The sequence below is a fragment of the Staphylococcus sp. HMSC06C11 genome, from assembly GCF_001808345.1.
Classification (GTDB): domain Bacteria; phylum Bacillota; class Bacilli; order Staphylococcales; family Staphylococcaceae; genus Staphylococcus; species Staphylococcus capitis.
The window spans coordinates 39660-64119 of sequence record NZ_KV793046.1 but is presented as its reverse complement, the minus strand read 5'-3'; the positions used below and the strand labels follow the sequence as shown (position 1 = coordinate 64119).

Here is a 24460-nt window from a genome sequence, read left to right as displayed (position 1 = left end):
TCACAAAGCGACTCATCAAGTGCAAGCGCATCAACAAGCACTTCAGACTCAGAAAGCACATCAACATCAACAAGCGACAGCGCATCCACAAGTCTAAGTAACTCAAACAGTACTAGCACATCACTAAGTGACTCGATATCGTCATCATTAAGTAATAGTAATTCGCTAAGTGACAGTACATCAGGCTCATTAAGTGATTCTACCTCAGGAAGTACATCTATAAGCACAAGCACTTCAATTAGCGATTCAACAAGTATGAGTACATCTGAATCAGAAAGTGAGTCAATATCATCTAAGAGTCAATTCTCATCCTCGATGGTTGAACCGACTAGCACATCGTTGCCAGAATTTGATTTACCATCATACTTGGCTTCAGAATCAATCAGTGCTTCAACATCAATGAGTAGTTCAGAATCACTAAGTACATCAACATCAGATTCCTTAAGTGATTCGACATCGACGAGCGTATCGCTTTCAAACAGTGATTCAACATCAAATTCTCAATCAGTCAGTGATTCTAACTCTAGTAGCACATCAAGTTCAGAAAGTGTCTCTACGTCAGGTAGCACATCAAGTTCAGATAGCATGTCAACATCAATTAGCGATTCAACAAGTATGAGCAACTCTGAAAGAGGAAGCTCAACAGACAGTACATCGACATCAGAAAGTGACTCAACATCAGATAGCGCATCAATGAGTAGATCAACGTCAACCAGCGATAGCACTTCTAATAGTTTAAGTACATCTACGAGCACATCCGACTCAGATAGTACTTCAATGAGCACAAGTACGTCTGAATCAATAAGCACATCGACATCTACAAGCAACTCGGATTCTTCAAACCATCAAGGTTCGCTTGTGGATCCTAGTGGATTCAAACCTAGTCACCAAAATCCAGGTGAACAACATCTTAGTGGTAGTATGGATTCTTCAGAATTAATTAATTCTAATCAGTCGAATAAAGAATCTAATTTCACTTCTGAAAATGAACACAATCATAATCAAGTGACTCAACATGGTAGAAAACATTCAGATCAACAAAATGACAAAGCATTACCTAATACTGGTGAAGATGAAACAAATAGAGGCGGATTAGTTTCATTAGTATTAACAATGCTAGCTGGTTTAGGATTAATTAGAAGATCTAAAAAAGACAAAAATAAAGATAGAAAAAATAATGAAGATTAATCATAGCGATTAGTTACTTAATATTAAAAAGGCTAGGGTAATATAAATAAAATGATTACTATTACAAGTAAAACTAATTTATTTATCTCCTTAGCCTTTTTGATATCATTTGAAAATGAAATAAACCATTTGATTAGGGTGAAAATATGTTGAAAGAATTTGAATATAAAATTCTATATAAAAGAATATTATTTACATGTTTCATTTTAATTATTTACATACTTGGCAGTAATATTTCTATTGTCGGTAATGAAGCAATTAAACAACATAAGGATTCATTCTTTAAGCTAGCAATTTCCAATGTCGGTGGAGACTTAAATACATTGAATATTTTTTCACTAGGACTTGGACCGTGGTTAAGCTCAATGATTATCATTACCCTAATGAATTATAAAAATGAAGATAAAGTGAAAACGCAAACGCGCGTGGAACGTCATTTTAAAGAAAGATTATTAACACTTCTTTTAAGTACGATTCAGGGATTCTATATCATACATTCATTTATTAATAAAAAGGCGATAACTGATACAAATATTTTTATATTGTTACTTGTCTTAATTACAGGAACGTTATTTTTAGTATGGTTAGCTGACCAAAATACCACATACGGTATTGCTGGACCTATGCCAATTGTATTAATGAGCCTTGTTAAATCAATGTTCAATAGTCATTTTGCTAAATTAAATTTAAATCCAATACTATTGGTCATTATCATCTGTTCATTGGCTTTGATACTCTTCATCTTACTCTTTATAGAACGGTCAGAGTATCGCTTAGAATACAATGATATTATGAATATTTCTTCAAAGGATACACCAACTTATTTGTCGTGGAAGTTAAATCCGGCAGGAAGTATAACGATAATGATGAGTTTATCTATCTTCATACTTGAGAATAATATAGTTAATCTCATAGGTAGACTTGCCGTAGATAAGGATTTTGAGACGACTATTTTCAGTTTTTCAAACCCTATAGGTATTACAATCTATTTATTGATGCAAATCGTATTAGGGTATGTCTTATCACGATTTTTAATTAATACGCGACGTAAATCGAAAGAATTTCTTAAAAACGGAAATTATTTTGAGGGGATATATCCAGGTAAGCATACGACACGATTTTTATCACAAAAAGCACGCCGTGTATGTTGGTCTGGTTCAATCATTGTAGCTATTGTGTTAGCTATTCCATTATATTGTTCATTACTTGTGCCACATTTATTTGAAGAAATTTACTTTTCGATTCAATTGATTGTCTTTGTTTATATAGGTATTAATATCGCAGAAACACTGCGTGCGTATTTATATTTTGATGGTTACAAGCAAATATTAGATAAATATTGGTAAGGAGGAAATTATGAAGCGATTTATTCCTGCATGGTATAGTCATGATAAATGGTGGGAAAGTACATCAGTACCTTTCTATCAAAAGCGTCAATACACAGACTTTGATGATATGATCAGTTTAATGACAATGCATAGTAAAAATAATGTGGATTATCAGTTGATGATACTTAGTTTCAGTCCTTATCTCAGAACTTTCCTTCACAGATATGATTTGTTTGAAACTAACTATTGGTCAGTGTTTGATGATATTCAAGGTGTTAGTCATCAAACCCCACAGGCAATTGATTATCGAGATTTAGCGTGGCCTGAAAATACAGAATTTATATTTACTCCTTATCAAATTCAGGCGGTCACAGGGGAACATACTTTTTCAAAGATACACTTTAGTCAAGAAGGATATTTAATGTGGATAGAAGACTTTCAACACAATATAATCCAACGACGCTATGTCATTGATGATAGAGGTTTTATTTCAGCGGTTAGAACATATACTGAGACGGGTCAAAGTAAAATGAAACATTACTTCTCAATCAAAGGAGAAGAAATATTTAAAGAAGATTTGAGAAATAAAACAGTGACAATTAAGGAGCAATTCCAATCAAATTTTAAACAAACAACTTATGCAACTATGGCAGATTTAATTGAAGAAAAGTTTAAAGAGTATGCCGAAAGAGAGATTAAAAAAGATGACTTAATCATCGTTGCATCAGATGAAAGACACAATTCAGTGATGGCTCATACGATAGATGAGTCTTCTTTATGTTTTTCAGTATTTACAGAGCGAAATAAGAAAGTGACGCCTGAACTATTTGATTCAATCTCTCAAGCACGCTATTGTCTGGTCGATACGCAAGACAATCAGAGAGAGATTCAACGTTATGCTAAGGAGTCTCAAACGCATCTACATTTATTAAGAGTAACGCCCTTTGATGCGCAAACGATATCTAATAAAAGTAGTCAACTCAATGATACGTATGTAGGATTATGGATAGATCAATTACCTAAACATGAATTGCGAGTGATTTTAACTTCATTATTTCAATATATACAACAAAAAGATCATTTCAAGTTAAAATTACTTACCAAATACAAGAATGATCCAAACGATTGGTTAATGGAAGAAATTGCTCGACTCAATGATACGTACCACCAAGAAAAACAAGAACATTCTGATGAAATTGAGGATATATTGGCATCACAAATAAAAAAAGAAACGGTCATAGAATTGGAGTATGTACCTTTTTCAGAAGACTTTGTTAGAGCTATCTCCAATTTAAGGTTAGTTGTCGATTTATCAAATGAACCCGACCTTTTTCTACAAATTTGTTGTATAGGCGCAGGTGTGCCACAAGTTAATTATAGAGGGACTGATTATGTTAAACATGAACAGAATGGTTTAATCATAAAAGATATTTCTCAAATCGTCTCAGCTTTAGATTATTTTTTAGTACATTTAAAAAAGTGGAATTATTCGTATGCATATTCCATGAGATTAGTAGATGAATTTAGTTCTATAAATATCATTCATCAAATTAATCAATTGTTTGAAGGTGATGATAAATATGCCACGTACATTTAAAGTACTCCAAATTGGAGGGAATGATTTAGAAAACCTTTTTGAAAATAAAAGAGAAGTCGAATGGGATTATATAGATACGGCTGTATTTGATTTTGAAAGTGGTTATCTCCAAGCAGTAGAAGCTCTTATAGAACAAAACGGGGCATTTGATTTTGTGTTTACACAAGCGCCGTACTCTGAGTCACTTATCAATTTATTCAAAATCGTTAGCACGCCCTATAACACGGTGATAGACGAGGCATATTGGGATGTGCATTTCCAAGAAGAAAAGGTCGTTCAGCAAAATTTTATCAAACCTCTCAAGTATGATAATGAGGAAGATTTGCATCAGAAATTACAGGCGATAACATTTCCTGGGCAATATGGTGATAAAGTAACACCTATACATTGTCGTGTAAATACAGCGTTTATTGGAAAATACCAATTTAACGGTAATGAATCGTTAGAGATTTCGGGAAACTTTGGCGACCAACTTACACCTCTTGTCACATGGAGTCGAAACATTATTGCTGATGAAAATAAAGTCAATCAAATATGGCCAGAATTTAAAATTGAAGGTGAAGTTAAGATACAGTATACGCTACGTATGATACCGGTCTACTCTACTGAGCAACCAGTTGAAACATTCATCTTTGAACAGAATGAATTAGACCAACCGATAGAGTTGCCTGCGAGACCGTATAAAGCTAATGTGAGTATTTCTCTCAAAGCGCAAGGAGAAGGTACGTTGTTTGTAGGTTCAATTCACAAGCGTTGGTCTAGGTTGGAATTAGGTCAATTTATTCTAGGAGGACAACGGTTTAGCGATAAAAACCGTAATGAGTTCTTTCATTACTTCAATCCAGGTGATTTTAAACCACCATTGAATGTGTATTTTAGTGGCTATAGAACTGCTGAAGGCTTCGAAGGTTTCTTTATGATGAACCGTTTGAATGCACCTTTCATTTTAATTAGTGATCCTCGAATTGAGGGTGGGGCCTTTTATTTAGGATCTGAAGATTATGAGAATGGCATTAAAGATGTCATCCTGGGTGCGTTAGATTATTTAGGTTTTACCCATGACCAATTGATACTTTCAGGATTATCAATGGGATCTTTTGGTGCTTTATATTATGCGACACGACTTCAGCCGGCAGCAGTGATAGTAGGTAAACCATTGATTAATGTCGGAACGATTGCTAATAATATGAAGCTAGTCCGTCCTAACGACTTTGGTACATCTTTAGATGTTTTAAGATCTAATGAAGGCGGTATTTCTGAAAATGAAATCAACCAACTTGATCAAAAATTTTGGAATCAAATACACAACAGTCAACTCACCCAGACAACATTTGCGATTGCATATATGGAGCACGATGATTATGATATCAATGCCTTTCATGAATTATTACCAGTACTTACAAAACAATATGCGCGTGTAATGAGTAGAAGTGTACCAGGGAGACATAATGATGATTCTTCGACAATTACTAACTGGTTTATCAATTTTTATCATTTAATCATGGCACAACAATTTGGGAGAGAATCACATGCAAGAAGCTAAACAATTTGAAGTGAAATGGCGATTAGTCAATTTAACTACATTTATGTATGGCACTAAGTTACATTTTAATAATGATGATATTTATTTTGAAAATCCACTCATGCCTTCAGGTACAGTGATTCACAATTGGTATATGCTGACGAACTTTACAGAAGATCGTGTGAGTCCTAAACTTCCGATATTAAAAAAAGGACATCGTTACTTATTTAAATTTAATTTTCAAGTTGAGCCTGAAGGAGCAGCCTATTTCAAAATTAAGTTTTATCGTAAAAACAAAGAACAATTTGAATACAAAATTATTAAAAATAAGGAAGAAGAAATCGTTTATCCGTTAGAAGCGCATTCTTATCAGTTGGAGTTAGTTAATGCTGGAATGGATCATCTTCACTTTCAAAATATAACGATTGTGGAACTAGGAGATGGGACATACCGTAACCCAAGTACTGCAAAAGGCATTAACACTAAAGAGAAGTTTGAAATTATGAATCGTGTGATAAAAAATGCAAGAACGTATGACTTGGATGCACTTTCCGATGCTGGAGGTGAAAACCGTGAATAGCGGTATTAACACAATCATTAACAACATGAGATTGCGTCGAGTGAGTAAATCTTTAAAGCAAATTAATTCATTAAGCAAGGAATATGCGAACTATACAGATGAACAATTAAAAGCGAAAACGCTACAATTTAAAGAACGGTTACAATCTAGTAAAACTACCTTGGACAAGTTATTGCCTGAAGCGTATGCCACTGTACGTGAAGTGTCGAAACGTGTGCTTGGAATGTATCCAAAGGATGTTCAAGTACTTGGAGCAATTGTCATGCACCAAGGTAATATTGCTGAGATGCAAACGGGTGAAGGTAAAACTTTAACGGCTACGATGCCACTGTATTTAAACGGGCTCGCAGGAAAAGGTGCCTACCTTATTACTACTAATGAATATCTTGCGAAACGTGATTATCAAGAGATGAAACCATTATATGAATGGCTTGGCCTTAGCGCATCTCTTGGCTTCGTCGATATACCAAACTATGAATATGAAGAAAATGAGAAGTATCATCTATATCATCATGATATCGTCTATACGACGAACGGTCGTCTTGGCTTCGACTATTTAATTGATAATTTGGCTGACGATATACAAGCTAAATTTCTACCAGACTTAAATTTTGCAATTATTGATGAGGTCGACTCAATTATTTTAGATGCAGCTCAAACACCACTCGTTATTTCAGGTGCACCACGTGTACAATCTAATTTATTTCATATTGTTAAATCATTTGTAGAAACACTTGAAGAGGATGTTCATTTTCAAGTGAAATTTAATAAAAAGGAAGTTTGGTTAACTGAAGAAGGGATAGAAGCGGCGAATCATTACTTTAAAGTAAATAATATGTACGAGAATCAACATTTTGATTTAGTCAGAATTATCAACTTATCGCTTCGTGCAAAGTATTTATTTAAGTATAATTTGGATTATTTTATCTTTGATGGTGAAATCGTGTTAATTGATAGGATAACAGGGCGCATGTTGCAGGGTACTAAACTGCAGTCAGGTTTACATCAAGCGATTGAAGCGATTGAAGATGTTGAGATTTCTAGGGATATGAGTGTGATGGCGACGATTACATTCCAAAACTTGTTTAAACAATTTAATCAATTTTCCGGAATGACAGGGACCGGTAAACTAGGGGAAAAAGAATTCTTCGATTTATATTCCAAAATAGTGGTAGAAATCCCAACTAATAGTCCAATTAAACGTGACGATCGTCCAGATAGAGTCTTTGCGAATGGAAATATTAAGAATGAAGCGATTTTAAAAAGTGTCGTTGATATTCATCGCACACAGCAACCAGTACTTCTTATTACTAGAACAGCTGAAGCTGCAGAATATTTCTCACAGCAATTATTCAAAAAAGACATACCTAACAACTTGCTTATCGCACAAAATGTTGCGAAAGAAGCACAAATGATAGCAGAAGCTGGGCAATTATCAGCGGTAACAGTGGCGACAAGTATGGCTGGACGAGGTACTGATATTAAATTAGCTAAAGATGTCTTCGAAATTGGTGGATTAGCAGTCATAATTAATGAGCACATGGAAAATAGCCGAGTAGACCGTCAATTGAGAGGGCGTTCAGGACGTCAAGGAGACCCAGGGTATTCTCAAATTTTCGTATCATTAGATGATTATTTAGTAAAACGTTGGAGTAATTCTAATTTAGTGGGAAATGAAAAACTACTATCGTTGGAATCTTCAAAATTAGAAAATAGTACACTATTCCAAAGACGAGTGAAGTCAATCGTTAATAAAGCGCAACGGGTTTCTGAAGAAACTGCCATGGTTAATAGAGAAATGGCTAATGAATTTGAAAAAAGTATTAGTATTCAGCGAGAAAAAATTTATGACTTAAGAGATCAAATTCTTGAGAGAGAACACTTTGAGGACTTTAACTTTGAACAATTAGCGCGAGACGTCTTTGCGAATGATATTAAATACAAAAAGTTAATCAACGAAGAAGCACTGATTAATTACATTTATAAAAATTTAAGTTTTGTTTTTAATGAAACTGTTTCAAATATAGACATTAAAAATCGTGAAGAGGTTATACAGTTTTTAATAAAACAGTTTAAGCAACAACTTAATCATAATCTGAAAGAAGTATCTGACCCATACTTAAAACGCCGTTTTTTACAAAAGTCCTTTATAAAAGCAATTGATAGTGAGTGGATAGAACAAGTGGATAACTTGCAACAACTTAAAGCAAGTGTCAATAATCGACAAAATGGTCAACGAAACATCATTTATGAATATCACAAAGTTGCTTTAGAAACGTATGAATTAATGGCGAAGGACATCAAAAGAAAAATCATTCGAAATTTATGCTTAAGTATTCTAACATTCGATAAATCTGATGATATGGTCATCCATTTTCCATAAATAAAGAGGTGTAAAGGCATGACGATTTATAATATAAATTTTGGTATTGGGTGGGCAAGTAGTGGGGTTGAATATGCGCAAGCTTATCGAGCTCAACTGCTTCGTCAACTCAACTATCCAATCAAGTTTGTGTTTTTAGATTTTATTCAATCTGAAAATATTCAAACTCTAACGAGTAATATTGGGTTCAAAGATGATGAAATTATCTGGTTATATCAATACTTCACAGATATTAATATCGCTCCCACTACATATACAGTTAATGATTTAATATCTGAACTTGGTAACGAGGTCTCAAGTTATGAGCGAAATGGGAAAGTATTGAGACTGTATTTAGACAATAATGAGACTTTCGTTACATGCTATTTAAAAAATCCTGAAGAAAACTATGTCGATCGTGCAGAATTTGTAGTGAATGGCATGTTAATTCGTAAAGATTTTTATAGTTATGTGCGTACATTTTCTGAGTATTATGCGCCGTATGATAAGAGAGCTAAACTATATATGCGTCAATTCTATAATGAGGACGGATCAATTGTTTATAAAGAATACATAGATGATGATGCACATGTATATGTATTTGATGATGCACGTTTATATAGTAAAGAAGAATTTATCGCGTATTTTATTCGCAAACTTCACTTAGAAAGCGACGATATTGTCATTATTGATCGCGCTACAGATGTAGGTCAGGCTATTTTACAAAATAAGGGCGACAGCAAAGTGGGTGTAGTTGTCCATGCCGAGCATTATAGTATGAACTCAACTGATGATACACATATTTTATGGAATAATTATTATGAATATCAATTTGAGAATGCAAAATACATTGATTTCTTTATTACAGCAACAGATTTACAAAATAAAATATTAAACGAACAGTTTAAAAATTATACGCATGATTCTCCTAGAATCAGAACGATACCAGTGGGGAGTCTACATCAATTAAGTTATCCGCAAGAACCTAGAATGCCTTTCTCTATAATCACTGCTTCGCGCTTAGCTAGTGAAAAACATGTGGATTGGATAGCTCTAGCGGTAATTAAAGCGAGAAAAGCGCTACCTGAATTAACATTTGATATTTACGGCCATGGTCCTGAACAAGAAAGAATCGAGAAGATAATCCAAGAACATCATGCCCAAGACTATATTCGGTTAAAAGGGCACGTGAACCTTCAAGATGTCTATCGTCATTATCAACTATTTGTTGCTGCTTCTCAAAGCGAAGGCTTCGGTTTGACACTGATGGAAGCAGTAGGTTCAGGGCTAGGCATGATAGGATTTGATGTCAATTATGGTAGTCCGACATTTATTAAAGATGCTCGTAATGGTTACCTTATTCCTATTAACTTGGATAGAGAATCCATCAACGACGTCACAGATCATATGGCGACTAAGATCATCCAATATTTTGAAAATGGCCCCTCACACCCGCACGATGTATCATACGAAATTGCTGAGGAGTTTAAGACAACTCATATAGTTGAAAAATGGGAACAATTAATTAAAGAGGTGCTACATGATTAATTTATTCGAGAATTATGATAGTAATACCCGTGAGTTACATGAATCACTTAAAATAGCTGGCTATCATCCTTTTACAATTGTATTAAATGATGATGGTTTCTTACCAGATGAAGTGACTTCACCTTATCAATACTTTGCAAATTATCAAATCTATGATGATGACAAACCAGCATTTTTTAATGATGTAACTACACCGCCCTTTTGGGAAATAAAAGGAAACGGTACGATGGCTCAAGTCATAGACATGGGCGAGTTGCGAGGTAAAATATTCTATAAAGAATATTATAAAACGAGAGTCGTAAGTTATGTAGAATGGTTAGATAAACACCAACGACTTCGTTCGGTCGATTACTACACAAAAGAAGGATTCAAATACGCTGAAAAGGTCTATGATTTGTCCGGTACACCCATATTAAAAAAATATATGGATAGAAATGGTAAAGAAGTTATATACGAAAACTATGTGACTCAAAATATAGTTTTGGATTACAGAGGGAAGTCTTATTTCTTTGAAACGACGAAAGAATTTATAGCATTTTATTTAAATGAACTAAATATTGATTATAAACAAGTCGTTATTAATTCCCTTTCAACACCGTTTATTACGCTTTATCATCAATCTATTGCACAACAAGTCGTGTTATTTTGGCAAGAACAGTCTCAAGGGCATGTCCCGGGAAATATGAAATTAATGTTTGAGCCAAATAATTTCAGCCAGTTTTCAGTAATTATTCCTGAAAGAGAAGAGTATCAAATGATTACTAATCAACTGAATTCAACTGAAAATCAATTCGTATATCCCTCTGGGTACTTATATAGTAAAAAGAAAGAAAATCAATTATCAAAAAATATTTTAATTCTAACTAATTCCGATCAAATTCCGCATTTAGAGGCATTAATACAACGTCATGATGATTTTAACTTTCACATTGGTGCAGTGACAGAAATGTCTACTGTACTTACAAGCCTAGAACATTATCCGAATGCGAAACTTTATCCGACAATTAAAAGAGATATGGTAGAGGAACTTTATCAACGATGCGATATTTATCTAGATATTAATGAAGGTGGGGAAATATTGAATGCTGTTAGAACAGCATTTGATTATAATTTACTCATACTTGGGTATAAAGAGACTGCACACCATTTAACTATAACTTCACCATCACACTTATTTTCAGCTGAAAATGTTGCAGAATTGAGCCGAGTACTTACTGAGGTAGGTTCTAATAAAGATATATTTAAAGATAAACTTGATCAACAGTCGTCTCACGCGAATGAAATCTCGGTTTCAACATTTAAGACGGCACTCAATCAAGCATTGAATTAAAAATGCTAAGTATTACGTTGTTAAACTTACAGAGTTGTAATTTTAAGCATTATATCTTAAATTGTGTGCAATGATATGTTTAGATATAACTGAGGTGAAAAAAATGAACAATTTTGATGAAAGATATGATGAAAGACATAATGAAAAAGCTAATAATGTATTAGGCGCTTTAAGTTATCTTAGTGTGTTTTTTGCACCTGTGTTATTCCCACTCGTTGTATGGATTATAGCGAAACCCCCAGGTTCTACTCATTCTAGAAATGCTTTATTTAATCATATTTTCACTTGGGTATTTGTAGCTATTGGATTGTTAAGCCTTATGATTATTCCAGCGTTATTTGATAGCGCGCATTCTGGAATAGGAATAACAATTGCATTTATCGTTGCAGCAATTTTCTTTATATGGGCAATTGTCCTATTCTTTACAAATATAATTAGAGGTATTAAATTACTCATTATTTAATGTATGTAAGAAGAGTTGGAGCGTTTAGTTCCAACTCTTTTTTTATGTAATTTAAAAGAGCTTGTCGATGATCAATCGAAAAGCCCATTTTTTAAATAAAATAGTTATTATTTTCTAGCAGAAATCTTTTTATGAATCAAAATAACTAACCCCAAAACGAGCGCTATAATTCCTGCCATAACAGGAGAATGAGATATAGATTTACCTGTTTCAGGAAGTGTGGATTTTGATGTCGTTTGATAAATAGGATGTTTATGTTCTACTGCGTTGGATTTAAAAAAATATGGCTCTGAACTGGCATCTTTTGAATCATCTTTTAATGAATGTAGTTGTAATTGATTCATTGTTTGATTCTCATTAGGAGTTGCAGCAGATACTGGTTGATTGCATACCACAAGAAAAGCGAGAGTAATTAAGACACTACCAATAGTGCAAGCGACAAATTTTTGAGTCAAAATAATCTCTCCTTTAAAATTTAAAATCTATACATTAGAGAAATATAATAAAAGTCTCCCAAGAAGCATTGTTTAAAGTACAACAAATTTACAAATCATTCACGTTCTCTATGTATAATAAATAAGATATCACAAGCTATTTATGAACTCCTGTGTATGAGATATCAAATCTATGACAAAATTGTCACTTTGATATTTATAGTAATATTTAAGATTTTTGAAATTATACAAAATATACAAAAATGTAGATTAGAAGAAAACAATATTGATTTTACAAGATAATATAATAAAATAAAAAGGTGGGCATACTTTAATGTATTGCAACGCATATGTTAATAAGTATCGCATAAAGAATTTAGTCTTATATATAATCCTTATTAACTATTTTTAATTTAATTAATAAAGGAGGGAAAATTATGAATGAAATGCAAAAAGTTAAACCTACAAATCGAGTTGCTGAAATGGTGTTAGGGATCATGGGTAGTATATTTGGTATATTAGGTGGTTTGTTCGCTATTATGCTCCAAGGTGTTAGTTCTCAACTTGATACTGATGGTGGCAATGTAGGTGGATTAGGCGTAGCTGTAATTATTACTTGCATTATAACTCTTATTTTAAGTTGTATTATTAACAAAAAAAGAGTTTTAATTGGTGTGCTTTTAATCATTGGTGGGATCCTAAACTTTATTTTTATTAGTTTTTTTGGAATTCTTTCAGGAATCTTGATTTTAGTAGCAGGTATACTAGCGTTGGTAAGAAAATAAATCGGTTAATAAAAATTGACTTTAATTTCTTAATAACATAACAAGTGCATTATTTTACAAGGATTCGCGATATAAATTTGTGAGTAATTGAAATAATGATAATTAAATTTTACTAAATAATAACCTCTATATTGTTAACAACGATATGGAGGTTTATTTTATTTATATATTAATATAGCAATGGCAAGTCACTTTGGAGTATGCAGTCAATCAAATGGCAACACATTTTTTTATATCATTTGTTATTTAATCTTAGTTAAATGCTACAATGTATACGAGGTGATAGAGTTGGACATCGTATATCTTGCAGGCGGATGTTTATGGGGTACAGAAGCCTTTTTTAAAACGATACCTGGCGTGATTAATACTGAGGCAGGAAGAGTTAATGGAACTACAAATAACTTAGATGGCCCGTACGACGGGTATGCAGAATGTGTAAAAGTTGAATTTAACTCAAATCAAGTAACCATTAAAGAGTTAATGAGTTATCTCTTTGAAATGATAGATCCATATAGCTTGAATAAACAAGGACAAGATGTAGGTGAAAAATATCGTACCGGTATATATAGTGATGATTCTAATCACTTAAATGAAGCTCGCGATTTTATTGATAGTAGATCAGACGCACAACGAATTATGGTGGAAGTTAAACCATTATTAAACTATGTGAAAAGTGCTGAAGAACATCAAGATCATCTTGATAGGCATCCTGAAGATCAATATCTTTGTCATGTTCCTGAATCACTTTTAAATAAATATAAAAAGTAAATTTATTAACTAAAGTATCAAGAAGATACGTAAAATGCATTTAGAGTTATGAAGAAGTATTTAAATAATAAATAAGACTCCCCGCCGATGCGGAGAGTCTTAATTTTTAACTCTTATCTTTTAGAAGTGAAAGTATCTAATAAGCTTAAAGTAGCTAAACCTAGTAAATCAAGGGCATGTTGAGCACCTTTTTTACCGTGGCCAGCTTCAAAGTGTTTATAAGTTGCAACACCTAATACTGAAATAGTAGCAAGTGAACCTAGACGTGAGATGTTTTTGTTTAAGAAACTTGCAGCGAATAATGCAGCTGCAGTAGCTTCAACACCACCCGCTACTTTAACTGAACTAGCTGGTAAACCGAATGTGTTAGTGAAAGTATCTACCATACCTTGGTCACCTTGTAATTTTGGTTTGCTTGCATTGTATAATTCTTTAGCAAGTTTTAAATTTGTAGCATAACGTAAAATCATAAAATATTTCCTCCTATTTATCTTCAAAATATTTATCTACTATAGGTTTAACCCTTTCCCCAAAAAGACGAATTGAATTCATCACATACTCATGTGGCATAGAACCTACAGGCGTATGAATCATAAAGCGATTAATACCTAGAGTTTCAATTGTATCAATAATCTTTTGTGCAACTGTTTCAGGGCTACCTAAGTAGATAGCACCATGACTGCCTATTTCTCTTTCGAATGCATTCTCATCGAAAGCTGGCCAACCTCTTTCTTTACCTATAATATCTTGATGTGCTTTAAGTGAAGGGAAGAATTCTCGTTTAGCTTGCTCATCTGTTTCAGCTACATAACCCCATGAGTGTACACCAATAGGTAATTTTGAAGGATCATGTCCGTAAGATAACGCAATTGATTTGTATATTTCAATATTACGTGCAAATCGTCTAGGATTTCCCCCAATGATAGCATACGTAATAGGTAAGCCAAACGCACCAGCTCTGAGTGATGATTCAGGCGTACCACCTGTAGCAATCCATATAGGTAATTCGCCATTTTCTACTCGTGGGTAAATGCCAGTGTATTCTAAACTTGGTCTTAATTTACCTTCCCAACTTATGATTTCATGTTTGTTGATTTTAAGCAACATTTGAAGTTTTTCATTAAATAGATCTTCATAGTCATTTAAATTATAACCGAATAGAGGGAAAGATTCGATAAATGAACCTCGACCAATCATGATTTCAGCTCGGCCATTAGATACAGCATCTAAAGTCGAAAATCTCTCATATACTCTAACCGGATCATCAGAAGATAAGACCGTAACAGCAGATGATAATTTAATGTGCTGTGTTCTTGCAGCTGCAGCGCCTAAAACTGTTACGGGATCAGAAACTGCATAGTCTTTTCTGTGATGTTCGCCTAAACCATAGATATCTAAACCAAGTTGATCGGCGAGTTCAATTTCTTCGACAATATTTCGAATTCGTTGTGCATGACTAATAGATTCATGCTTGCCATCAGGCATAACAATATCGCTAATCTCAGCAAAAGATGTTAATCCCAATTCTATTTTCATCACTCACACCTCCTAGTATATTTTTTATACTAGGTATATATTAAGCTTACACTTTTACTATGTCAATATAAAAGTTTCCTTATTATAAAAAATAATATTGAGCATCATATGCATCATTATAGACTTCAGCTAATTTATCTTTAATATAGGTAATATTCACCAATTAAATCTCCCCTTTAGAATTTAAAATCAAACTGGCATAATAGTAACGTTGACTAAAAATTTGAAAGGAGTATGAAGATGAATGGAAGACAGTAGAAACTATAATCTCATCACGACAATTATGTTTATTTCAGGAATTATCGTGATGGGTAGTTTATACACAGCATTGCCTTTAACCGCAGCTTTTGCAGAAGACTTTCATGTTCCTCAATCAGTAGCAACATTGAATGGTGTTGTTTTCTCACTCACTTATTCAATAAGTTGTCTTTTCTACGGCACCATCTCTGAAAAGTTCGGCAGAATAAAAACGATACTGATGGGTATTAGCGCGCTAGTCATCATTTGCTTAATCATAGGATTCGTACATTCATTTATGCTTTTACTTATCATGCGCGCATTGCAAGGTATCTTCGCTGCAGCATTCTCTCCAGTAGCGATTACGTACACAACTGAAACATATCCTCCAGTCAAACGAATTACAGCAATCAGCTTTATTAGTACAAGTTTTATGTTATCAGGTGTACTCGGTCAAAATATGAGTGAAATAGTAGTCAGTTATCTCAATTGGCATTGGGTTTATTTTATCTTAACGATATTATATTTAACACTGACATTTATTATTTATAAACATGTGCCAGAAAGCCCTAATAAAAAGCCAGATCTAAAACTACTTAATTTCTTCAATAACTTTAAAGACTTTGGTCAAAATCTTAAAGTATTGTATTGCTTATTTATTTCTCTTACGCTACTCATTATGTTTATTAGTATGTATAGTATCTTGAATTCATATATAACCTCTAATAAAGTTGGTGGGGATATGTCAGTTGCATCAGTCGTAAAATTATTTGGTGTGATAGGAATGTTTTTATCATTATTAGCAGGACGTTTGAGTGGTCGATTAGGTACGAAACGTGTCCTAACTTTAGCGCTCTCTACATGCGTGGTATCACTTATACTCATGGGAACTTTCACGAACATTGTACTCATCACTATTTTTAGTGTGACATTTGTAGCAGGTATTGCATTTGCTATACCTACAGTGATTTCTAAAGTGGGGGTTGTGGTGAACAGTAATCAAGGTTTCTTTTTATCAGTTAATACAGTGATTTTATTCTTAGGAACGGCTATTGCACCAATTTTAATGATTTATGTTAAGCAAATTCCTAATTTCTTCTTAGAGTTTGTAACTATTGCAATAATAGGTGTTCTAGCAGTTATCGTTTCTATATTTATGCCGAATGACCATTATGTGAATTAATTTTGTAGGAAAATGACTCAACATTTCATAGTTATAGAGTATAAGAAAATGATTTGTTTATAGTATGAAGCTATAGATAAATCATTTTTTAATATTAGACGTTAAGCGACAATGTCATGTAGTCTGAATATAACAACATTAAAACAATTGGGGTGGAGTCAATTGAATTATTCTCCAAAGCAAGGCACGAGAAGTCACGGGTTACCGCATGACCCATTTAAAAGTAGTACCGTACCAAGACCTATCGGTTGGATTTCGACAGTATCTAAAGATGGTGAAGATAATTTAGCACCTTATAGTCAATATCAAAATTTAACATGGGATCCACCGATGGTTATGTTCGCAGCTAATCAATCTGTATTAGGTAATCATGAACGGAAAGATACAGTAAAGAACGCTGAAGAAACAGGTTGGTTTGTATGGAATATGGCTACATATGACTTACGTGAAGCGGTTAATCTTTCTTCGAAGGCTTTACCACCTGAAGAAGATGAATTTGAATTCGCCGGAGTTACAAAAGAAGAATGTATTGAAGCGCCTGGATATAGAGTTAAAGAATCACCAATACACTTTGAATGTGAATATGTTCAGACAGTACGTATACCAACAGGTGATCCTGTATCAACTGTGGATATTGTTATAGGACGTGTGGCACAAGTCCATATCGATGACAAAGTCATTCTCGATAATGGTAAATTAGACATTCAATCCATTCGACCTATCGCACGTTTAGGATATTATGACTATACAGTAGTGGACGAAATCTTTGAGATGAAAGCACCAGCTGCTACTAAAGAAGAATTAGCTGGATTAGAAGGCCGAAATTTTGATAATAAAACGGAAGAGTAAATTTAAAATATTAGGATGCATGACGCTCTCAGGAGTGGCATGCATTTTTCTTGTAATGAATACAAATGCACTTTACACTTGATGAAACTTAAATTTATCAGACGCACAATCTTTTAGGAATTAAATGAAATTTACATTTAAAGAGGGGCGAAAAAGATGAAAACAGATATGCAAGCAATGGTCATCCATCATTATGGTAAAGGACCTGTATCACTTGAAAGAATGCCATTACCAAGTATGAGTCCTTACGAAGTTCGTGTAAAAATTAAAGCAGCAAGCATTAATCCCATCGATTTTAAAATTCGTGATGGTGGGCTTAAAATGTTATTAACATATCAATTTCCACTCATTTTAGGCAATGACTTTGCTGGTGAAGTGTATGAAGTAGGAGACAAAGTCACTCAATTTAAGGTAGGGGACAAAGTTTATGGTCGTCCACGAAAATCTAAAATTGGTACATTTGCTGAATATATTTCAGTTAATGCAGAAGAAATCGCGCCAATGCCTAAAGGATTATCGTATGAAGAAGCGGCGAGTATACCTTTAGTGGGCTTAACAGCGTATCAGGCAATCAATGAAGTTATTCAAGCGCAACCAGGGGACAAAGTACTTATTCAAGCTGGATCTGGCGGTGTTGGAAGTTTTGCAATCCAATACGCGAAAGCTAAAGGACTCTATGTTGCAACAACGGGAAGCGATAGTGGTAAAGAACTCATTGAGTCACTCAATCCAGATGAATTTATTAATTATAAAGAACAAGACTTCTCAGAGGTACTCAAAGACTTCGACGGTGTATTTGATACGCTTGGAGGAGAGAACCTCGAGAAATCGTTCCAAATTCTTAAGCCACAAGGCATCATCGCGTCCATTTCAGGACTGCCAACTGAACGTAATGCACGAAAATTAGATAAAAGTATCTTTAAACGTGGCATACTCAAAGCAGCTTCATATAAATATCAACGTTTAGCTAAAAAATACGATGTTCAATATGAATTCCTGTTTATGCATCCAAGTGGTCAACAATTAAGAGAAATCACAGAACTCATTGAAGTTGGAAAAATTAAACCTATTATTGGTAAAGTATATGACTTTAAAGAAACACAAAAAGCTTTAGAATACTCTGAGAGCGGCAGAGCTAAAGGTAAAATTATTGTGAAGATGGAAGATGAATAAAAGAGGTGAAACAAATGAAGAAAATAATGATTGTTAATACAAGTACAGAGTACTTCGGTAATACGGAAACGCCCACGGGTCTTTGGCTAAGTGAACTTGTTCATTTCTATGATGCTTTCAAAGATACGAATGTAGATATTGATTTATTCAACATCACAGGAGGCAATACACCTATTGACCCAGTGAGCCTTAGTCCATTTATGTTAGACAATACTACAAAGGCATATTATAACAATGAGCATTTCATGGATATGTTGAAATATTCTCAACCTATCAGCGAAGCTCAACCTGATAAATATGATGCTGTATATTTCACTGGGGGTCACGGTGTCATGTATGATTTCCCGGAAAATAAATTTATACAAAGTGCAGTGAACACGATATATGAGCAAGGTGGTATTGTGTCAGCAGTCTGTCATGGTGTTGCTGCGTTGCTAAACGTTAAAGATGCAGGAGGCACATTTCTCCTACAGAATAAAAATGTGACTGGTTTTTCAAATGTTGAAGAAGTACTAGCTAAACGAGATACAATGATTCCATTTCATTTACAAAATGAAATCAAACACCGTGGTGCCAGCTATCATTTCGGACGTGTGCCTTTTACATCTACACTTGAAGTCGACGATCGAATCATTACAGGACAAAACCCTCAGTCTCCATCACAAGTTGCTGAAGCAGTTAAAAAAACAACTCTTATCCTAAATTAAATCAAAAGCACGTATCTTTTACTTTTGTGAGCAGGTAAGTAGGAGATACGTGCTTTTTTAAAATTTATTCATTTATGAATTTTTACAACCGTTTAGAGAACTTTCTAGTGTTGCATTTAATGTTTCAAAGATTTCATCAACAGAATAATTGTAATCATTTTCAACCCAGCGTCTTAAAACTTCTATGACGCCACTACTATAGAAGTCAGCTAAAATTTCAGGGTGCTTACTTTCTCGAATTTTAAGTGCTAGTGGATCGTTGTGATTATTTTTTGAACCATACAACATCATTTCGCGACTTGCATGTGTCAGACTTCTAAATACATCTACTTGCCTTGAAGATACGAGCAAGTGTTTGAAAACAGTTTTATGTTGTTCTATATAATAAATAAACGCTTTAAATGACTCAGCGGTATCAATAGAGTGCTCTGTATTTGGATCACCCATGATTTCGCCTGTCATATACGGAGGTAATGAATAGAGTAGGTCATATTTATCTTGAAAATAACGATAAAAGGTACTGCGATTAATTTCAGCTACTTCACATATCTTTTGTACAGTAATTTCATCAAAGTGATAATCATATAACAGTTCAAAAAAAGTTTTATTGATATGTCGAATCATACGTTTTTGCGTTGATGTAGGCATACACATTTCTCCTCTATATTTCTTCTCAAAGGATACTTCATGACTTAGAATATACGTTAATTTATCATAAGTAGCGTGTTTTTACCAAATATAACTCCTGATGATTATCATTTTAAGATAAGTGAACAAAGAAAAACCCCTTCACTGTCATTCAATGTGAAGGGGTTAATGATACTATCGATTTTTAGTTAGTGATCAATACCTTTTAACCATTTATCGACTTTAGTATCATGATTATCTACATAATCTTTAGCAACGTCTTCAGGGTTTTTATTATCTTTGAAGATTTTTTTCGCTAATTTTTCTTCATCATCTTTGCTCCAATTATCGGAAATACGTGTTGCAATCGTATATGCAGCAGGATGATCATCTTTGAAATTTTTATTAAACACTAGGTTAATATGTTCATCATCTTTACCGTAAATCTTCTCAGGATCTTTCAACATTTTAATATCAAGTTCCTTAGAGAACCAACTTGGTTCCATAGCAGTAAAGACGATAGGTTTTTGTTGTTTATAAGCTTTTTGAATCGTTTTAAATTGATCTTGGTCAGATGACTCTTTAAGACTATATTTGTCTAATTGACCATCATCTAATTCACTTTTAGTTTGTTTCATAACACCATTTCTAGCATCTGTACCTTGTATTGTCCAATCGACAGATTTACCAAAGCTGTTACTACTATTGCCAGTATTACTACTAGTAGTAGATTTCTTGCTATTTAAGTCTGAAATTGAATCAATATCCTGTTCATACTTAGGAACAGCTAAGCCAACTTTAACATTATCAACTAAATTCTTCTTATCATAAACAGTTAAATTACTTTTAAATTTATTGTAAAAGCTTTTATCTGTTGAAGGGAAGATACCTGATGCGTGGAATGAGTCAGAGTCTTGAGATACTGACGCATATAATGGACCACTCGCTTGTACTGGCGTAGTAGTAACATTGTATCCAGCTTTTTTAAGGACTTCCGCAATAACTAATGAACGTGGTGTAGAATTATCGCTTGCAATATAAGGGATATTAACATCTTTCTTACCTAGTGACGTATTTCCGCCACTCGATGATCCATTGCCACCATTACCACACGCACTTAGCACAATTGCTAAGGCGAGTGTGGCAAGTAGTCCTAAAACTTTGAAACTACTTTTCTTGAACATTCGGCGTTTCCTCCTTTGTGATTTTACTCTCTCTCATCTTCATTATCATGTCTGCGAGGTGCACGACGCGCATAGTCATCATATAAATCTTTGTTATTTTCACGTGCATATAACATTAATGCGTTAAATAACATATCTTGATCGTTAGTTTCGCGAGACAATTGTTTAAATAAATCAGTTGTACGAGACTCACTATCAGAACGTTGCGCATGATCTCTATAATGACGTTCTTCGTATCGGCCATCCTCGTATCGAGATTGAGGGTCATCATATCTTTCCTCACGATGAGGTTGACGTTTATATCTGTTTCTTTCGCCTTCACTACGGTAATGATTACCTTGTTGTGTGTAGAGAGATTCATAATCTACATGCTCACGTCGTTGACGAGATGGTTCATCTACATTTGATTCTCTCTCATCTTGTCTATATTGTGATCTACGATATTGTGAGTCATTTTCCGGAAAATGATCTTCCCCATAGCCACGACGGTCATCATCTAGACGAACGTAGCGAGGATAGTCCTCTTTATCATTATTGCCATAGCGATCACGATTGAAATAGCGCTCGCGGTCATCATAACGTCTATGTCTCTCATCATGTGCATCACGTTTGTCATAAGCCTGACCATGACGACGTGTATATTCTTGGTCATCATAATAAATGTCTTCATCACGATTACGACGGTTATAGCGATGTGCTTCATTCGTAGAAGTATTCGTGTTTGAATGACCTTCTTCTAAAGCTTTACCTTCGATATCAATCTTAGGTAAGATACCGCCTAACCATTTAGGGATATACCAAGAACCTTTACCAAATAATTTAGTAAGTGCTGGAATTAAAGTCATGCGTACAACGAATGCATCGAAAAGAACGCCGAATGCGAGTGAAATACCCATGGATTTAATCGCTGAATCTTCTTGGAAGACAAAGGCGATAAACACACTGAACATAATGAGTGCTGCTGCAACGATGACTGGACCACTTTCTTTGATACCTACACGGATAGAATGATCGTTGTCACCCGTTTTACTATACTCTTCATGTACACGTGTCATTAAGAAGAGTTCATAGTCAATGGCAAGTCCGAAGAGTAAGCCAATGGTGATGACTGGTAGGAATGCTAATAAAGGACCCGTATTTTCTACACCGAATAGGCTACCTAAGAAGCCATCTTGCATCACGAGTGTCGTAAATCCAAGTGTTGCTAGTAGTGATAATACGAAGCCGAGTACAGCTTTTAATGGTACTAGGATTGAACGGAATACAAATACTAGTAGCACAAATGCTAAGAGTACAATAACGCCAGCAAATACTGGGATAGCTTCATTAAGTTTTTCTGACATATCAATGTTAATTACACTTTGTCCTGAAATCTCTGTATTAAAGTCATATTTCTCTTTAGCAGTTTTATTATAATCACGTAAATCATAAACTAAATTATTTGTAGACTGTGCATTTGGACCATCTTCAGGAATGATAGAAATCAATGCATAGTGATTATTATCATTCAATTGTGGTGATGCCACTTTATCTACATTATCCATATCCTTAATATCATCTCTAATATTATTTAGATCTTGTTGAATATCTTTCTTGCTTCCGCCGTCTTTCGTGTTTACTAACATAACGATTTGACCATTATAACCGGCACCAAAGTTATCAGTAATTAAGTTATAAGCTTTGTGTGCTGATGTATTGTTAGCTTTAAGACTATCGTCAGGGATACCTAAACGCATACCACTCACTGGAAGGGCAGCTGCAATTAAGATAAGTAAACTAATAATAATAGCAATAATTGGTTTACCTACAACAAATTTAGCCCATGGATGATTTTTAGGATCTTTATTCTTTTCAGGTTTATCTTTAATCTTAATACGTTTATGGAACACGCTAATAAGTGCAGGTAAGAGTGTTAACGCAGCAAGGACAGCGAATAATACACTAATTGCTGATGCGAATCCCATAATAGCTAAGAAATCAATGCCAACTAGTGATAAACCACAAACTGCAATCATTACGGTCACACCGGCGAAGATAACGGCACTACCTGCAGTACCAACTGCTGTCGCAATAGCTTCGACAGGCTCTAGACCGCGTTTACGAACTTCCTTATATCTAAAGAGTATAAATAGAGAGTAGTCTATTCCAACGGCTAAACCTATCATTACAGCTAGAGTCAGTGTGAAGTTTGGAATATCGAATATAAATGTTAATAGAGCGATGATTCCAACACTGGAGCCTAGTCCGATGAGTGCACTGACAATTGGCATACCAGCTGCAATTAATGAGCCGAATGTAATCAGTAGAATGATGAAGGCAGTGACAATACCTACAAGTTCTGAAGAACCACCTACTTCAGAATTCATTGAGCCACCTTGAGTTTGCTCAATTTTAAGATTATGATCTGCTTTTACATCATCTAATTCTCTATCGATAATTTTCTTAGAAGAATCTTGCAACGCTGTTTGGTTAACGACATAGTTAACTGTTGCGATTGCAGTATCTTTATCATCATTAACTTGATGAGAATCATAAGGGTTACTTACGTTTTGTACGTAATCATCATCTTGTTTGATATTATCAAGTGCTTTTTCAATATCTTTCTTAGTATCTTTGTCTGTAATACCATTCTTCTTATCGGAATGGAAGACAATCTTCATCGAGGCTTTTTGACTATCCTGATGAAATTCTTTAGTGATTTTATCATTTGTATCTAATGATTTTAGACCATTCATTGTGATGTCATCATCAAACTTAGGTGAGTTAATCATTAGCGGGGTGATAATAACGCCTAGAACGATTAACCATGCAAGGATACTCACCCATTTGTTCTTAGCAATGAATTTGCCCAATTTGTATAAAAGTTTTGCCAAGACATTTCCTCCTATTTGTATATTATTTTGCAACAGAGCATGGAATTCTTAATAATTTTAACGCGATTTGGAGGCATTAAAATTAAGGTGCTTGTAAGTTACATATACTAATTTAACAATTTCCCAACGCTCTAAACACCACTAATTTGAGTAAGACGTTGAAAAATGCAACAGATAGTCAGAATT

At 34.1% G+C, this 24460-nt stretch carries 21 protein-coding genes and 1 pseudogene; 15 read left to right on the top strand and 7 right to left on the bottom strand.

Annotation, left to right across the window (positions count from 1 at the left end; translation table 11 throughout):
- A pseudogene (locus HMPREF3154_RS11745) lies at positions 1-233 on the bottom strand (hypothetical protein); the annotation flags it as partial.
- 22 nt (positions 234-255) lie between these two features.
- Here HMPREF3154_RS11745 and HMPREF3154_RS11740 point away from each other — a divergent pair.
- The 9 genes from HMPREF3154_RS11740 (at position 256) to HMPREF3154_RS08350 (ending at position 11918) form a co-directional block, all read left to right on the top strand.
- Positions 256-1188, top strand: a complete 933-nt coding sequence (locus tag HMPREF3154_RS11740) for an LPXTG cell wall anchor domain-containing protein (protein WP_218085109.1) — start codon at positions 256-258, stop codon at positions 1186-1188.
- Positions 1189-1334: 146 nt separating this feature from the next.
- Positions 1335-2534: an accessory Sec system protein translocase subunit SecY2 gene (gene secY2, locus HMPREF3154_RS08385; RefSeq protein WP_023350957.1), complete on the top strand. Its 1200-nt coding sequence runs from the start codon at positions 1335-1337 to the stop codon at positions 2532-2534.
- 10 nt (positions 2535-2544) lie between these two features.
- Entirely contained in the window at positions 2545-4113 is a 1569-nt protein-coding gene (gene asp1, locus HMPREF3154_RS08380) for an accessory Sec system protein Asp1 (protein WP_070474639.1), read from the top strand.
- The gene (asp2, locus tag HMPREF3154_RS08375; protein WP_030062702.1) at positions 4097-5656 is read left to right on the top strand and encodes an accessory Sec system protein Asp2; all 1560 of its coding nucleotides are present in this window, start codon (positions 4097-4099) and stop codon (positions 5654-5656) included. The genes asp1 and asp2 overlap by 17 nt, the downstream gene beginning before the upstream one ends.
- Entirely contained in the window at positions 5643-6215 is a 573-nt protein-coding gene (gene asp3, locus HMPREF3154_RS08370; protein ID WP_030062701.1) for an accessory Sec system protein Asp3, read from the top strand. Before asp2 ends, asp3 begins: the two co-directional genes overlap by 14 nt.
- On the top strand, positions 6190-8598 hold the full coding sequence (secA2, locus tag HMPREF3154_RS08365; RefSeq protein ID WP_070474636.1) for an accessory Sec system translocase SecA2: 2409 nt from the start codon (positions 6190-6192) through the stop codon (positions 8596-8598). Before asp3 ends, secA2 begins: the two co-directional genes overlap by 26 nt.
- Before the next feature lie 18 nt (positions 8599-8616).
- On the top strand, positions 8617-10125 hold the full coding sequence (gene gtfA / locus HMPREF3154_RS08360) for an accessory Sec system glycosyltransferase GtfA (protein WP_030062699.1): 1509 nt from the start codon (positions 8617-8619) through the stop codon (positions 10123-10125).
- Positions 10118-11455 carry an accessory Sec system glycosylation chaperone GtfB gene (gtfB, locus tag HMPREF3154_RS08355; RefSeq protein ID WP_037550693.1) on the top strand — a complete coding sequence of 446 codons (1338 nt, stop codon included), beginning with the start codon at positions 10118-10120 and terminating at the stop codon, positions 11453-11455. The genes gtfA and gtfB overlap by 8 nt, the downstream gene beginning before the upstream one ends.
- Before the next feature lie 103 nt (positions 11456-11558).
- Positions 11559-11918, top strand: coding sequence for a hypothetical protein (locus HMPREF3154_RS08350; protein WP_002436374.1), 360 nt, complete (start codon positions 11559-11561; stop codon positions 11916-11918).
- A gap of 107 nt (positions 11919-12025) precedes the next feature.
- Here the strand turns inward: HMPREF3154_RS08350 and HMPREF3154_RS08345 are convergent, their stop codons facing one another.
- Entirely contained in the window at positions 12026-12313 is a 288-nt protein-coding gene (locus HMPREF3154_RS08345; RefSeq protein ID WP_227959528.1) for an LPXTG cell wall anchor domain-containing protein, read from the bottom strand.
- A gap of 476 nt (positions 12314-12789) precedes the next feature.
- On the opposite strand from HMPREF3154_RS08345, the gene HMPREF3154_RS08340 reads away from it, so the two are divergent.
- The gene (locus HMPREF3154_RS08340; protein WP_002454198.1) at positions 12790-13137 is read left to right on the top strand and encodes a DUF4064 domain-containing protein; all 348 of its coding nucleotides are present in this window, start codon (positions 12790-12792) and stop codon (positions 13135-13137) included.
- Between the two features lie 288 nt (positions 13138-13425).
- The gene (locus HMPREF3154_RS08335; RefSeq protein WP_023350966.1) at positions 13426-13905 is read left to right on the top strand and encodes a peptide-methionine (S)-S-oxide reductase; all 480 of its coding nucleotides are present in this window, start codon (positions 13426-13428) and stop codon (positions 13903-13905) included.
- 113 nt (positions 13906-14018) lie between these two features.
- Here HMPREF3154_RS08335 and HMPREF3154_RS08330 read toward each other — a convergent pair whose 3' ends face one another.
- Together HMPREF3154_RS08330 and HMPREF3154_RS08325 are read right to left on the bottom strand one after the other, a co-directional pair.
- Entirely contained in the window at positions 14019-14375 is a 357-nt protein-coding gene (locus HMPREF3154_RS08330) for a hypothetical protein (protein ID WP_002436380.1), read from the bottom strand.
- 13 nt (positions 14376-14388) lie between these two features.
- Entirely contained in the window at positions 14389-15441 is a 1053-nt protein-coding gene (locus HMPREF3154_RS08325; protein WP_070474633.1) for an LLM class flavin-dependent oxidoreductase, read from the bottom strand.
- Positions 15442-15685: 244 nt separating this feature from the next.
- On the opposite strand from HMPREF3154_RS08325, the gene HMPREF3154_RS08320 reads away from it, so the two are divergent.
- The 4 genes from HMPREF3154_RS08320 to HMPREF3154_RS08305 all read left to right on the top strand — a co-directional run bounded on the left by HMPREF3154_RS08320 (position 15686) and on the right by HMPREF3154_RS08305 (position 19590).
- The gene (locus HMPREF3154_RS08320) at positions 15686-16861 is read left to right on the top strand and encodes an MFS transporter (protein ID WP_030062695.1); all 1176 of its coding nucleotides are present in this window, start codon (positions 15686-15688) and stop codon (positions 16859-16861) included.
- 162 nt (positions 16862-17023) lie between these two features.
- Complete coding sequence (locus HMPREF3154_RS08315; protein ID WP_002436367.1) at positions 17024-17710, top strand: flavin reductase family protein; 687 nt, start codon at positions 17024-17026, stop codon at positions 17708-17710.
- Positions 17711-17866: 156 nt separating this feature from the next.
- Positions 17867-18883, top strand: coding sequence for an NADP-dependent oxidoreductase (locus HMPREF3154_RS08310; protein ID WP_037550690.1), 1017 nt, complete (start codon positions 17867-17869; stop codon positions 18881-18883).
- 14 nt (positions 18884-18897) lie between these two features.
- Entirely contained in the window at positions 18898-19590 is a 693-nt protein-coding gene (locus tag HMPREF3154_RS08305) for a type 1 glutamine amidotransferase domain-containing protein (protein ID WP_002454192.1), read from the top strand.
- A gap of 72 nt (positions 19591-19662) precedes the next feature.
- On the opposite strand, the gene HMPREF3154_RS08300 is transcribed toward HMPREF3154_RS08305, so the two are convergent.
- The 3 genes from HMPREF3154_RS08300 to HMPREF3154_RS08290 form a co-directional block, all read right to left on the bottom strand.
- On the bottom strand, positions 19663-20238 hold the full coding sequence (locus tag HMPREF3154_RS08300) for a TetR/AcrR family transcriptional regulator (protein ID WP_049326528.1): 576 nt from the start codon (positions 20236-20238) through the stop codon (positions 19663-19665).
- A 188-nt stretch (positions 20239-20426) separates the two neighbouring features.
- A complete protein-coding gene (locus HMPREF3154_RS08295; RefSeq protein WP_002454190.1) occupies positions 20427-21401 on the bottom strand; it encodes a glycine betaine ABC transporter substrate-binding protein in 975 nt (324 codons plus the stop codon).
- Between the two features lie 23 nt (positions 21402-21424).
- Positions 21425-24274 carry an MMPL family transporter gene (locus HMPREF3154_RS08290; RefSeq protein WP_070474629.1) on the bottom strand — a complete coding sequence of 950 codons (2850 nt, stop codon included), beginning with the start codon at positions 24272-24274 and terminating at the stop codon, positions 21425-21427.
- Between the last annotated feature and the right edge of the window lie 186 nt (positions 24275-24460).